We start from the raw sequence: 13,055 nt of genomic DNA on the forward strand, positions 1-13,055 counted from the left end.
GCTATTTCACCGTGTAGCCATTGACGGTCGCGTCGTTGGTGATCGCTTCCTGCCAGGCCGGGAGCATCTCCTCGATGGAGGTGCCGGCCGCAAGGCCGGGAACGATGACCGTGGCCCAGCCGGTCTCCGGGCTGAACCGGGCGTAGCCCCAGCCGTCCCAGACCGACGCACCGGCGGAGATCATCTCTTCGTCGAAGCCGTCCAGGAAGTAGTTGGCGTCGGCCTGCTTGGCCAGCCAGCCCTCTGCCGCCGACGAGTACGCCGGGTAACCGGAGGAGAGCTCCACCTGGAACTCGTCGGAACTCGTCACGAATTCCAGGAACGTCTCGACCGCATCCAGGTTCTCGCTGTGGCTGGAGGCGTACCAGATGCCGCCGCCGACGTTTCCGGTCGCGACCTCTTCACCCTCCCAGTGCAGCGGAGCGCCCACACCGATCTCGCCGGCAGGCACCTGCAGCGCGGTCTGGAAGATGGCGCCGGTGTACCAGACCGGTCCGGGCAGGGCCACGACCTTGTCGGCGTAGGTCTCGGCGAAAGTGGAGCTGAAGTAGCTGTCCTGCACGAGGGTGCCGTTGTCGATCAGGGTGTCGAGGATGCGGGAGATCTCCACCGACTCATCCGAGGCCGTGTCGCTGGAGAAGGTGTCACCGTCGGTCTGGAAGATCGGCGCCTGGGCACCCCAGTAGTACACGTAGGGCATCCAGCTGTCGCCGACGCTGCCGAGGATGTAGCCCGGGTGCTCGGCGGCCAGCTTGACGCCGAGCGCCTCGTAGTCCTCCCAGGTCTCCGGAACGTCATAGCCGAATTCGGTGAGCAGCTTCTGGTTGTAGTAGGTGACGACCTGGGCGAGGTCGTTGCGCAGGCCGTAGACCGTGCCGTCGACCGTGACCGGGTCGAGGGCGCCGGGTGCGAAGCCGTCGAGGAAGTCCTGGTCGAGGTAGCCCTCGTTGAGCGGAGCGGCGAAGGCCTGCACGCCGTTGTTCTCCCTGGCCGCCCAGGTTGCGTCGTTCTGCTGGGTGGAGAAGACCACGTCGGGCCAGCCCTCGCCCGACTGGTCGAGCAGCGCGATCTTGGTCTGGAAGGAACCGGAGCCGCCGGCGTTGCCGTCGTAGGTCTCGTATTCGATGGGGATGTCGGGGTGCGCCGCCTTGAAGGCGGTGACGGCCGGTTCGCGGGAGGCGTCGACCCAGACGGTGATCGGGTCGCCCTCCACCTGTTCAGCCGTTGCGAAGCCGTATTCGTCGTTGACCGCTGCGGACGTTCCGCCGGTGCACCCGCTGACCAGCAGCAGGCCGGCGGCCGCTGCGGTGAGGGAGAACAGGCGTGTGCCGCGGCGGAATGAAGACGATGAGTGCTCTGACATGGAACGTCCTTTACTGGTCGGCGTCGTTGACGACTTGTCGCCCGGGTGGGCAAGAACGATTACATCATACGTGTGATGTTAATCGCAAGACCCCGCGCGAGCGACTGGTTCCAGCATTCCCTATCGAAGGGCAATCGATTGATCACAGGCGCCGAGTGGATGGCGTGTCGACACCGGATCGGCGGCTTTCGCCGAGTGTCACCGCCAGGCGTTTCCGTCAGCGCGCTGGTCCGCCTGTCGTGGACCGGACCGCGCTGAACGACCAGGGCAGCCCGGCGAGGGCCTGGTCGAGGCGGGCGGTGGAGGTGTAGAGGTCGACGATCACGTCGACAAGGCCCTGCGGCGGTGCCTCGCCGTCGACCAGCAGTGGGCGACTCACCGCATCGGCCCCGCAGCCGTCGGCGAGACCGGCGAAGTAACCGGGCGCGAGCAGGTAGCTTGCCACGACCACCCGGCCGGGCGCCCCGGCACGGGCGGCGCGAACCGCGTCGGCCAGCCGGGGTTCTGCGGCGGAGATGAACCCGACCGTGACGGGTCGACCCAGCACCGTGGCCAGCTGGCCGGCCGTGCTGTGGCAGTCGGCGACGGCGTTGGCGTCGGTGGAACCGGCCGCGGCGAGCACGACGGTGTCGTCCGGGAATAGTCCGATCTCCTGCAGGCGGTCGGCGAGGATGCGGGCGAGCCGGGCGTCGGGGCCGAGCGCGCCGGTGACCCGCACCGGCTGGCTCGCCTCGGCGGCGGCCTCGGCCAGGTCCACGCGCACGTGGTAGCCGGCCGACAGCAGCAACGGCACGATCACGACCGGCCGGCCGGCAGTCTCAGCGGCGATGCCGGTGAGGCAGGTCGGCACATCCGGGCTCTGCACATCGACGTACCCGCCCAGCACGGTGAGTTGCGGTGCCGCGGCGGCCACCGCGGCGACGAGGGCCAGCACCGCGCGCTGCCCGGCGGGATCGCTGGTGCCGTGCGAGGTCGCCAGCAGCGCCGGCGCCGCGCTCGAGGAGACGGCGTCGACCGGGGCCGTGCCGATCGGAGCCGTGCCGATCGGAGCCGTGCCGATCGGAGCGGTGCGGACGGGAGTCGTGGGCACCGGGATGCCCATCATGCGGCCGCGAACCGGGCGTCGATGCTCTCGGCCTGCTGCCGCGACCCGACCTGCTCGCGCACCAGGATCTGCACGGTGCCGTGGTCGATGCGCACCGGGAAGGTGCGCAGGGCGTATTCGGCCGCGGTGAAGCATTCGCCGGTCTCGAGGTCGTAGACCTGCTTGTGCAGCGGTGAGGCCAGGGTGGGGCGGGCGCCGCGGGAGCCCACGATGCCGCGGCTCATCACGAACGAGCCTGTCGCCGGGTCCTGGTTGGACACCGCGAAGAGGCTGCCGTCGGGCAGCAGCACCAGCGCCACCTGCACGCCGTCGATGAGTGCGGCCTCGGCCCACAGCGGCTCGAGCCGCTCGAGGGCGCAGACGCTGGTCCACTCCGGTGTGCGGCCGGCGGAGTCGTGCGAGTCGGTGGGTGTGTGCACGGGATCCTCCAGTGGTCGAGCGCGAGCGGGGTGTCGGGAACGGGGTGGAATCGGTTCCTGGTGTCAACGGTAGGCAGCCCGCGTGTCGGTCATCGTGCGAGGCCGTGACGATCGCGTAACGAAGACCTCTCAGGCCTCTCACACCGACGTGAGGCGCCCGTCACACTCCGTTACGTCGGGGACACGGCAGAGAAATCGCCGACTTTTAGGCTGGCGGAACAGCTCACGACTCGGAAAGGCCCTCCATGGACAACGTCACTCCCGCCCCGGATTCATCCGGCACGCCCCGACGCGTCGTGGTGATCGGCGGGGGCCCCGCCGCCCACCGGTTCACCGAGGCCATGGCCGCCCGCGCCACATCCCGAGGCGAGTCCGCCGGCAGCGTCGGCCACACCGTCACGGTGTTCGGCGAGGAACCGTACCTCCCCTATGACCGGGTGGCCCTGTCCCGCCGACTGGTCGATTCCGAAGACCTCACCCTGGGTGACACCGCCCTGTGGAACTCCGGCACGATCAGCTACCGCGGCGGCAGCGCTGTCGCCGGAGTCGATACCCGTGAGAAGGCCATCACGCTGGCCGACGGCGAACGGGTGCCGTACGACGACCTGGTCTTCGCCACCGGGTCCGCCGCCACCGTGCCGGGCATCCCCGGGGCCGAGGCCGGACACGTCTACCGCACCCTCGACGACGTCGACTTCCTGGTGGCAGAGATCACCCGGTTGCGGGAACGCCTGGGCCGCCCCGCCAACGTCGTCGTGGTCGGCGGCGGGCTGCTCGGACTCGAGGCCGCCGGCGGCCTGGCCCGGCTCGGCGCCGCATCCACTCTCGTGCACTCCGGAGCCTGGCTGATGAGCGCCCAGCTCGACGAGGGCGCCGGCCAGGCCCTCGGCCGGCTGATCGGCGCGCAGGGCATCACCCTGGCGCTGGGCACCCGGCCCACCGAGATCCTGCGCTCCCCCACCGGCCGGGTGCTCGGCGTGGCACTCACCAACGGCACGCAGCTGCACGCCGACCTCGTGGTCTTCTCCATCGGCATCACCCCGCGCGACGAACTCGCTCGCGCCGCCGGCCTCGAGCTGGGCCCGCGCGGCGGCATCGCCATCGGCGACGACTGCCGCACCTCGGCCGCCGATGTGTGGGCGATCGGCGAGGTCGCCAGCATCGACGGTGTCTGCGTGGGCCTGGTCGCCCCGGCCAACGCCATGGCCGAGGTCGCCGCCGACCGGCTGCACGGCGGCGAGGCGCTCTTCCCCGGCATCGACGACGCCACCAAGCTCAAGCTCTCCGGCGTGGAAGTCGCCAGCTTCGGCGACGCCCTCGGCCGCACCGAACACGCCCTCGAGGTGGTCTACGCCGATCCCGCGCGCGGTCTATACCAGAAGATCGTGGTCACGGGGGATGCCAAGACCCTGCTCGGCGGCATCTTCGTCGGTGACGCGTCGCCGTACACCTCGCTCCGTCCGTTGCTCGGCCGCGAGCTTCCGGCAGAGCCCGGCGCCTACCTCTCCGCCGCCGGCGCCGAACCGCCGGCGAACAGCGACCTGCCCGACGACGTGCAGCTCTGCTCGTGCAACAACGTGTCGGTCGGCGCAGTGCGTGCGGCCATCCGCGGCGATCACGGCGAGGCCTGCACCGAGCTCGGCCCGCTCAAGGCCTGCACCCGCGCCGGCACCCAGTGCGGCTCCTGCGTTCCGCTGGTCAAGAAGATCCTGGAGACCGAGCTCAAGAAGGCCGGCATCGAGGTCTCCAAGGCCCTCTGCGAGCACATCGCGTTCAGCCGCAGCGAACTGTTCGAGAGCGTGCGCATCCTGCAGCTCACCTCGTTCGACGACATCATGGAGCGATTCGGCAGCGGCCTCGGTTGCGACATCTGCAAGCCGGTCATCGCGTCGATCCTGGCGTCGCAGACCAACGGCTACGTGCTGGATGCCGGCCGCGGCGGCCTGCAGGACACCAACGACCGCGCCCTGGCCAACATGCAGAAGGACGGCACCTACTCGGTCGTGCCGCGCATCCCGGGCGGGGAGATCACCCCGGCCAAGCTCAAGGTGATCGCCAAGGTGGCCGAGCAGTACAACCTGTATACGAAGATCACCGGCGGCCAGCGCATCGACATGTTCGGCGCCCGGCTCGAGCAGCTGCCCGAGATCTGGACGATCCTCGTGGACGCGGGTTTCGAGTCCGGGCAGGCCTACGGCAAGAGCTTGCGCACCGTGAAGAGCTGCGTCGGCAGCACCTGGTGCCGCTTCGGCGTGCAGGACGCCGTCTCCATGGCCATCCAGCTCGAACTGCGCTACCGGGGTCTGCGGTCGCCGCACAAGTTCAAGCTCGGTGTCTCCGGCTGCGCCCGCGAGTGTGCAGAGGCCCGGGGCAAGGACGTGGGCATCATCGCCACCGATCAGGGCTGGAACCTGTATGTGGGCGGCAACGGCGGCTTCCAGCCGGCACACGCACAGCTGCTCGCCCAGGACCTGGACGACGACACCCTGATCGCCTACATCGACCGCTACCTGATGTACTACATCCGCACCGGCGACCGGCTGCAGCGCACCGCGCGCTGGCAGGAGGAACTGCCCGGCGGCCTCGACCACGTGCGCGATGTCGTCGTGAACGACAGCCTGGGCCTGGCCGCCGAACTCGAACTGGCCATGTCCGCCCACGTGGGCAGCTACGAGGACGAGTGGGCGGCCACACTCAAGGATCCGGAGCGGCTGCGCCGGTTCCGCTCCTTCGTGAACGCGCCGACCACCCCCGACCCGGCCATCGTGCAGGTTCTCGAACGCGGCCAGCCGCGGCCGGCCTGGCCGGCGGAACGCGACGCGGCCGCGGCCCCGGTTGACGGTTCAGGTTCGCCCCGGAGCGCCCGCCCGGCCGAGTACATCGGCGTCAGCGTCAACGAACCGTCGGACGAGGACGACCCCGCCACCGGGCCTGTGATGCTGTCCGGCCCGCGGATCCCGCTCCGCCCACCGGGTGACGCCCCGCGTCACGCACATTCCGGCTCGGCGACAGAACAAGGAGAATAGGCCCATGCCGCAGTCCCTGGACATCAGCCTCGACGTGACGGGCCGCCGCGTGCTCGTCATCGGCGGCAGCCGGCCCGCACGCCGGGTGATCGCCCGCTACCGGGCCGCCGGCGCGGTCGTGTACCTCGCCGCCGACACCTACGAGGTGCCCAACCCGCTCGTGCGCGCGGTGGCCTGGCCGCAGTCGGCCGCCAACTGGCGCGACCTGGTGGCGGCCGTCGACCTCGTTGTCGCCGTCGATGTGCCGGCCCCGGCCGAACCGCTCCTCGCCGCCGCCTGCGCTGAGCGCACGGTGTGGCTCACCCGGGAGGTTGCCGCGCCGGTGGCCCGCACCGGCCACGTCACCCTCGTCGGCGGCGGCCCCGGCGACGACGAGCTGCTCACCGTCGCCGCCCGCCGGGCGCTTGCCGGCGCCGATATCGTCTACTACGACCGGCTCGGCCCGCACGAACTGCTCGATGACTGGGCGCCCGGCGCCGAACTGGTGAACGTGGGCAAGCACCCCGGCCACCACGCGGTGCCGCAGGCCGAGATCGAACGGATGCTCGTGGCCAGCGCCCGCTCGGGCCTCACCGTCGTTCGGCTCAAGGGCGGCGACCCGTTCGTGTTCGGCCGCGGCGGCGAGGAGATGGCCGCCTGCCGCGCCGCCGGCGTGCCCGTCACCGTGATTTCCGGGGTCACGAGCGCCATTGCCGTGCCGGCGCTCGCGGGCATCCCGGTCACGCACCGGGAGGTGTCCCGGCTGTTCACCGTACTCAGCGGCCATGTGCCGCTCAGCGACGAGGAACTGGCCCATCTGGTGGGCCTCGGCGGCACCATCGTGGTGCTCATGGGCGTGGGAACCCTGCCACACCTGGCCAGCGGACTGGCCCGCCACGGCATGGCAGCCGACATGCCCGTCGCCATCATCGAGCGCGGTTTCTCGGACCGGCAGCGCACCACGGTCGCCGACATCGACACCGTGGTGCGGGTCGCCGGGGAAGTCGGCGCCCGCTCCCCCGCCGTCCTCGTGATCGGCGAGGTCGTGCGGCTGGCCGGCTGCGACGACGCCGCGGCCGTTGCGGTGCTCGCAAACGCCGCTACACTCTCAGGCCAGAGGTAACGAAAAGCCCCCAGAACCATCGGAGACACCAGTTAACGACATCGGATCAGAAGCGGGCCTGCCCGGCTTCCGCCCGGACCAACTCGACGGGTTCCGCATCGGCGTCACCTCCGACCGCCGCAGCGAAGACCTGATCGCCGCGTTCGAGAGGCGCGGCGCCGACGTGCTGCACGCCCCTGCCATCCGCATCGCCGCCGCCGCGGACGACTCCCGGATCACCGCGGACACCGCGGCGATCATCGCCGGCCGCCCCGACATCCTGCTCGCGACCACGTCGTACGGCGTACGCCGCTGGTTCGAGGCGGCAGATGCGGCGGGTCTCGGCCACGAACTCACCGAGACCCTCGAGCACACCCGCATCTTCGTACGCGGGCCCAAGGCGCGCGGGGCGATCCGGGCCGCCAACCTGGACGACTCGGGCATGAGCGCCGAAGAGACAACCCGGTCCCTGGTGGACAAGGTCCTGGCCGAAGGCGCCGCCGGACTCACCGTGGCGGTGCAGCTGCACGGGTTCACCGACGAGTCGCAGATCGAGAGGCTCCGCGAGGCCGGCGCCACGGTTCTCACGGTCGCCCCCTACCGGTGGCTACTGCCGGAGGATTCGAGCAGGGTGCAGAAGCTCATCGACGCGGTCTGCACGGGCTCGCTGGATGCCGTGACCTTCACCAGCGCCCCCGCCGTCGAGGCGCTGTTCGGTGCCGCGGATGGCGTGAGCCGCCTCGAGGCGCTGCAGGAAGCCCTGCGCGGGCCGGTGGTGGCCGCCGCGGTCGGGCACGTCACGGCGGCTCCCCTGGTGGCGGCCGGCATCACGCCGATCGTGCCGGAGCGGTTTCGGATGGGAGCGCTGATCAAGCTCGTCTGCGACTACCTGGAGGATGAACGCGTGATGCGTCTGCAGAGCCGGCACGGCCTGGTCGAGCTCCGTGGGCGGCGCGTGTCGGTGGCCGGCGCATCCGCCCTGTTGGCGCCGACCTCGCTCACCCTGCTGCGCGCCCTGCTCGCCGCCGGCGGGTCGGTGCTCTCCCGGGCCGATCTCACGGCCGCTCTGCCGGAGATCCAGGACGATCACGCCGTCGACGTGGCCATCAGCCGCCTGCGCCAGGCCCTGCCGGTGCCCACCCTGGTCGCCACCGTGATCAAGCGTGGCTACCGCATCGACGTCTAGCTCCCTCTGGAGGCCGGCCAGACCAGCGCGACGTGCCGAAGAAGTCCCTGTCCCGGGCGGCGAGGTGGCACTTAGCGGCAAGTCGGCGAGCCGCTCCCTGCGCGAGATGCCGAGAAAGCACCTTTCGCGAAGGCTGAGAGGGCATTTTGAGGCAAATCGGCGGGGCTAGGCGAGGCGGGCGGCGACCTCGTCGAGAACCGACTCCGAGCCGGCGTAGATGCCATCTGACCGGGGCCAGTGGCTGATCACGTCGGTGAAACCGAGCTCGGCGGCGCGACCGACGGCATCGTCGAACGCGCCGACGCTCTGCAGCGAATACGAGCCGCCGCTGTCCAGCGAGAGGTACCGGTCCACCGTGGCCGCGTCGCGCCCAGCCGAGGCGAGAGTGTCATCGAGCCGGTGCACCAGAGCGCCGACCGCGCTCCACCATTCCTCGCCGGTCGCACCGTCGGCTCCCGTGGTCACCCAACCGGCGCCGTGCTCGGCCACGAGCCTGAGTCCTTTCGGCCCGTTCGCCGCGATCACGAACGGCAACCGCGGGGTCTGTGCCGGGCGGCCCACCATGCGGGCATCGACCGCCGTGAACCACTCTCCGGCGAAGCTGATGCCGCCCGCCCCCGGCTCCTCGTGGCGCAGCAGCACGTCCAGATCGGTCACGAACTCGGCGAAGCGCTCGTGCCGCTGCCGTGGCGTGTACGCCTCCTGGCCGAGGACGAGGGCATCAAAACCGGTGCCGCCCGACCCCACGCCCAGGGTCAGTCGTCCGCCGGAGATCGCGTCGACGGTGGCGAGTTCCTTGGCGAAGGGCACCGGGTGCCGAAAATTGGGCGACGCCACGAAGGTGCCGAGGCGGATGCGCTCGGTCACGGCGGCCGCGGCCGTGAGGGTGGGGATGGTGGCGTGCCACGGCTGGTCGGCCAGGCTACGCCAGGACAGGTGGTCATAGGTCCAGGCGTGCTGGAACCCGTAGTCTTCGGCGCCCTGCCACCGGCGGCGGGCCTCCGACCAGTCGTACTGGGGCAGGATGACGATTCCGTAGCGCATACCCGCAGTCTACAAAGGGGCCCGGACAGCGGCGCCGCCCGCATCCGCCCACCCCGCGCCGTGCCGGGCGGACGGTGCTATGAATGGTGCGTTCGCGGCACGGCTGCGAGCGCACCATCTCGGCCGCCAGTCGGCCGTTTCCCGGATTGCGAAGGAGCACCCGATGGTTTCCACACTGACCCCGGACCGGTTCGCCGGCCAGACCGCCATCGTCACCGGAGCGGGCTCCGGGATCGGCAAGGCCACGGCCGTGCGACTCGCGGAGGAGGGCGCCCGGGTGATCGCCGGCGACGTGGTCCCTGCACGGCTCCAGGAGCTCGTCGAGCAGTACGCCGACCTCGACATCGTCACCGTGGACGGCGACATCAGCCACGAGGACACGGCCACCCGACTGGTCGCGGCGGCGAACGGGCGCATCGACGTCGTGGCGAACGTCGCGGGCATCATGGACGGCTTCCTGCCCGTCGGAGAAGTCGACGACGCCACCTGGGAGCGCGTGTTCGGCATCAACGTCACGGGGATCATGCGGCTGATCCGGGCGGCCCTGCCGGTCATGGTCGCCGGCGGCGGCGGGTCGATCGTGAACGTCTCGTCGGAGGCGGGCCTGCGGGGAGGCGCTGCCGGCGCGGCCTACACGGCGTCCAAGCACGCCGTGATCGGCCTCACCCGCAACACCTCGGTGATGTACTCGGCACAGGGCGTCCGGTGCAACGCCGTGGCGCCGGGCGGGGTGCAGACCAATATCGAGGCCCCGATGCTCTCGGCCCTGGCCGGCTCGGTGCTCGGCCCGGTCTTCCAGCACGTGCTGCCGCCGGTGGCCACGGCTGATCAGCTCGCGGCGGCCATCACCTGGCTGGCTAGCTCCGATTCGGCCAACGTGACCGGCATCGTGTTGACCTCGGACGGCGGCTGGGCGGCGATGTGACCTCCCCTTCGCACCGATTGATGCGAATGTCGGTCCGTGCTGGCAGACTCTCCGCATGACAGGCACAGACCACACTCAGAGCCCCGTCCCGTTCATTCCCCCGGTGCGCTGCGGCATCGTTCCGCCGTACATTCTCGCCCGGCTGGCCGAGGCCGACGACCCGCGCTTCTCGACCGCTTCCCAAGCCGCGAAGCGGTCGCTCGGGCTGGACGCCCCGCTCCGCGGCCTGCGCCTGAGCGAGCGCCGCACCAGCGCCCTGCCCACGCCTCCGGCTCCGGCCGTTCCCGGTGTCCCCCACCGCACCATCAGCGATGCGCTGCACCTGCAGACGCTTCCCGGCCGGGTGGTGCGCACCGAGGGCCAGCCGCCCGTCGCGGATGTGGCGGTCAACGAGGCCTACGCCGGCCTCGGTGACACCCACGACTTATTCTGGCGCCGGTACGAGCGCGATTCCATCGATGGCCGGGGCCTGCCGCTCGACGCCACCGTGCACTACGGACGCGAGTACGACAACGCGTTCTGGGATGGCGAGCGCATGGTGTTCGGTGACGGCGACGGTGAGGTGTTCAACCGGTTCACCATCTCCCTGAGCGTGATCGCACACGAGCTCACCCACGGTGTCACCCAGTTCAGCGCGAACCTGGCCTACCAGGGCCAGTCCGGCGCCCTCAACGAGTCGGTCTCCGACGTGTTCGGCGCCCTGGTCGAGCAGTTCGCCGCCGGTCAGGATGCCGCAACGGCAAGTTGGCTGATCGGGGCGGGCCTGTTCACGGAGCAGGTGCAGGGCCAGGCGCTCCGCTCGATGAAGGCGCCGGGAACGGCGTACGACGACGACGTTCTGGGCACCGACCCGCAGCCGTCGTCGATGTCGGGCTATGTGGAGACCGACGAGGACTACGGCGGGGTGCACCTGAACTCGGGCATCCCCAACCGGGCCTTCTACCTGGTGGCCGAGGCGCTCGGCGGCAACGCCTGGGAGGCCCCTGGCCAGATCTGGTACGACACCCTGACCGGTTCCGCCCTGACCTCCACGATCGACTTCGCCGGGTTCGCCCGCGCCACGGCCACGGCGGCCTCCGCCCGCTACGGCGAGGGATCGGTCGAACACGACGCCGTGCTGGCCGGCTGGGACGGCGTGGGCGTCACGCTCGGTCCGTTGCGAGCCGCCTCCTGAACCGGGCACCGTCCGGCCGCAGTCCGGCCGCAGTCCGGCCGCAGTCCGCAGCGCCGCTGGGAAGCCCCTTCCGATCGGCCCGAAATCCCCTGCCGCGGCGCTCCCGGACGTACCATAGGGCCATGAAGGTCGTCGTCTCACGCAGTGGGGGCATCGCCGGGCTCCGGGTCACCTGGGACGTGCAGGTCGACGAACAACCGGATGCGGCGGCCTGGGTGCAGTTCCTCGACGCCCTGCCCTGGGACGAAGCCGAGGGCATCGCCCCGGAGCCCGACCGCTATGTCTACCGCATCCGCTGCGCACCGCACGAGGTCGTGCTCGCCGAACCCCAGGTCCAGGGCGCGTGGAAGGACCTCGTCGACCGGGTCCGCGCCGCCAGCGAACGCTGAGAGTCACCGCGCAATCGAGGACCCGACGACGTGGTGGCGCTCCCGCCGACCCGATTGAGGCCCTGCCCGCCAGAACGTCAGAGTTCCGTAATATGTTGCTGCTCGACGCACTGGTACAGTCACCATAACGGGGGGATCTCATTCCCCCTGGTCCTAGGGGGGCCATTATGGCTGCGTCATCATCATCCCGTTCACTCATATCCGAGATCGACGTCAGCGTCTCCTCGGCGCCGGCCCACCAGGACCCCGGCCGACGCCGCAGCATCTTTCGCCTGAGCATCACCGTCGCCGCCGGCCTGCTGCTCGCCGCGACCGCGGTCCTCGGCACCACCCAGGCACCTGCCTCTGCGGCCCCGATCCCCGGCTCGGTCACCCAGTGCAACGGCATCCAGAACGTCGGCGGCCAGGGCATCGAGTGCGATGTCACCGTGACCAACACCCTGGATGTGTCAACCGGCGTCTCCAGCTCGACCATCGTCGTGCGCACCTGCACCGGCGCCGCGAACGACGCCGTGCTCTGCACCGTGCTCCCCACGAATTTCCCCACCGCCACGACCGTGATCGACCAGTGCAACGGCTCCGGCAACGGCGGCGGCGGCACCGTCGTCTGCCGGGTCACCGTGGTCAACAACATCATCGGCGACACGACGCTCTCGGCCGCCACCGTCAACCAGTGCGGTGACAACGCCGGCGACGGCGGAGGTGAGCTCCCCCTCAACTGCACTCCCGTGCAACAGACCACCGGCGCCACCATCACCCAGTGCAACTCCTCCGGCCGCGGCGGCGGAGCACCTGGCCGCGTGACCTGCACAGTGACCCCGTCCACCGCGAGCACGGCCCTGCCGGTCTCGATCAACCAGTGCATCGGTTCGGCCAACGGCGACGGCGCGTACATCACCTGCTCCGCTTCGCTCACGCACAACCTGTACCCCGCGGGCACGGTGCTGCCTCCGACCGACGTCCCGACCGACACTCCGACTGACACCCCGACCGACACCCCCACCTCGACGCCGTCACCGGGGCCGAGCACGCCGGCCACCCCGCCGGCCACAACCCCGCCCACCTCCGGCACACCCACGCCCACCCCGACCAGCCCCGTGAGCCCGCTGCTGCCGGTTCCCCCGGGCGGCGGCACGGGCAACGGCAGCGAACTGGCGGCCACCGGCACGGATGCCCTGCCGGTCTTCCTGGTGGCCGGTGGAGCGTTGCTGATCGGCGGCATCCTCCTCGGGATCATGCTGCTGCGCCGCCGTTCAGACTGGTCCGGCAGCCACGCCGCCGTCGCTCAGCGTCCCACGCCCCTCGGCTAGGGCGACACGCCGCGGTCCACTCGGCGGCACTCG

Annotated in this window: 11 protein-coding genes; 7 read left to right on the forward strand and 4 right to left on the reverse strand. The window is 70.8% G+C overall.

Annotated features, from left to right (window positions below):
* Position 1 precedes the first annotated feature (1 nt).
* The 3 genes from DOE79_RS05220 to nirD form a co-directional block, all read right to left on the reverse strand.
* Positions 2–1,363, reverse strand: a complete 1,362-nt coding sequence (locus DOE79_RS05220) for an ABC transporter substrate-binding protein (protein WP_120337582.1) — start codon at positions 1,361–1,363, stop codon at positions 2–4.
* Between the two features lie 217 nt (positions 1,364–1,580).
* Positions 1,581–2,468, reverse strand: coding sequence for a sirohydrochlorin chelatase (locus DOE79_RS05225; protein WP_245977128.1), 888 nt, complete (start codon positions 2,466–2,468; stop codon positions 1,581–1,583).
* Positions 2,465–2,887 (reverse strand): nitrite reductase small subunit NirD, encoded by a 423-nt coding sequence (gene nirD, locus DOE79_RS05230; RefSeq protein ID WP_120337584.1) that lies wholly within the window; start codon positions 2,885–2,887, stop codon positions 2,465–2,467. The genes DOE79_RS05225 and nirD overlap by 4 nt, the downstream gene beginning before the upstream one ends.
* Positions 2,888–3,132: 245 nt before the next feature.
* On the opposite strand from nirD, the gene nirB reads away from it, so the two are divergent.
* The 3 genes from nirB to DOE79_RS05245 are packed head-to-tail and all read left to right on the forward strand — an operon-like array spanning position 3,133 to position 8,180.
* On the forward strand, positions 3,133–5,913 hold the full coding sequence (gene nirB / locus DOE79_RS05235) for a nitrite reductase large subunit NirB (RefSeq protein WP_120337585.1): 2,781 nt from the start codon (positions 3,133–3,135) through the stop codon (positions 5,911–5,913).
* A 16-nt stretch (positions 5,914–5,929) separates the two neighbouring features.
* Positions 5,930–7,015: a uroporphyrinogen-III C-methyltransferase gene (gene cobA, locus DOE79_RS05240; protein WP_120340172.1), complete on the forward strand. Its 1,086-nt coding sequence runs from the start codon at positions 5,930–5,932 to the stop codon at positions 7,013–7,015.
* Positions 6,972–8,180 (forward strand): uroporphyrinogen-III synthase, encoded by a 1,209-nt coding sequence (locus tag DOE79_RS05245; protein ID WP_425455684.1) that lies wholly within the window; start codon positions 6,972–6,974, stop codon positions 8,178–8,180. Before cobA ends, DOE79_RS05245 begins: the two co-directional genes overlap by 44 nt.
* 165 nt (positions 8,181–8,345) lie before the next feature.
* On the opposite strand, the gene DOE79_RS05250 is transcribed toward DOE79_RS05245, so the two are convergent.
* Complete coding sequence (locus tag DOE79_RS05250) at positions 8,346–9,224, reverse strand: LLM class flavin-dependent oxidoreductase (RefSeq protein WP_120337586.1); 879 nt, start codon at positions 9,222–9,224, stop codon at positions 8,346–8,348.
* Positions 9,225–9,387: 163 nt separating this feature from the next.
* On the opposite strand from DOE79_RS05250, the gene DOE79_RS05255 reads away from it, so the two are divergent.
* The 4 genes from DOE79_RS05255 to DOE79_RS05270 all read left to right on the forward strand — a co-directional run bounded on the left by DOE79_RS05255 (position 9,388) and on the right by DOE79_RS05270 (position 13,022).
* The gene (locus tag DOE79_RS05255) at positions 9,388–10,149 is read left to right on the forward strand and encodes an SDR family NAD(P)-dependent oxidoreductase (RefSeq protein WP_120337587.1); all 762 of its coding nucleotides are present in this window, start codon (positions 9,388–9,390) and stop codon (positions 10,147–10,149) included.
* Positions 10,150–10,204: 55 nt separating this feature from the next.
* A complete protein-coding gene (locus DOE79_RS05260; RefSeq protein ID WP_120337588.1) occupies positions 10,205–11,323 on the forward strand; it encodes a M4 family metallopeptidase in 1,119 nt (372 codons plus the stop codon).
* A gap of 122 nt (positions 11,324–11,445) precedes the next feature.
* Positions 11,446–11,712 (forward strand): protealysin inhibitor emfourin, encoded by a 267-nt coding sequence (locus DOE79_RS05265; RefSeq protein WP_120337589.1) that lies wholly within the window; start codon positions 11,446–11,448, stop codon positions 11,710–11,712.
* A gap of 167 nt (positions 11,713–11,879) precedes the next feature.
* Positions 11,880–13,022: a hypothetical protein gene (locus DOE79_RS05270; protein ID WP_120337590.1), complete on the forward strand. Its 1,143-nt coding sequence runs from the start codon at positions 11,880–11,882 to the stop codon at positions 13,020–13,022.
* The last annotated feature ends 33 nt before the right edge of the window (positions 13,023–13,055 follow it).

Origin of the sequence: Cryobacterium soli, assembly GCF_003611035.1 — a bacterium.
GTDB lineage: Bacteria > Actinomycetota > Actinomycetes > Actinomycetales > Microbacteriaceae > Cryobacterium > Cryobacterium soli.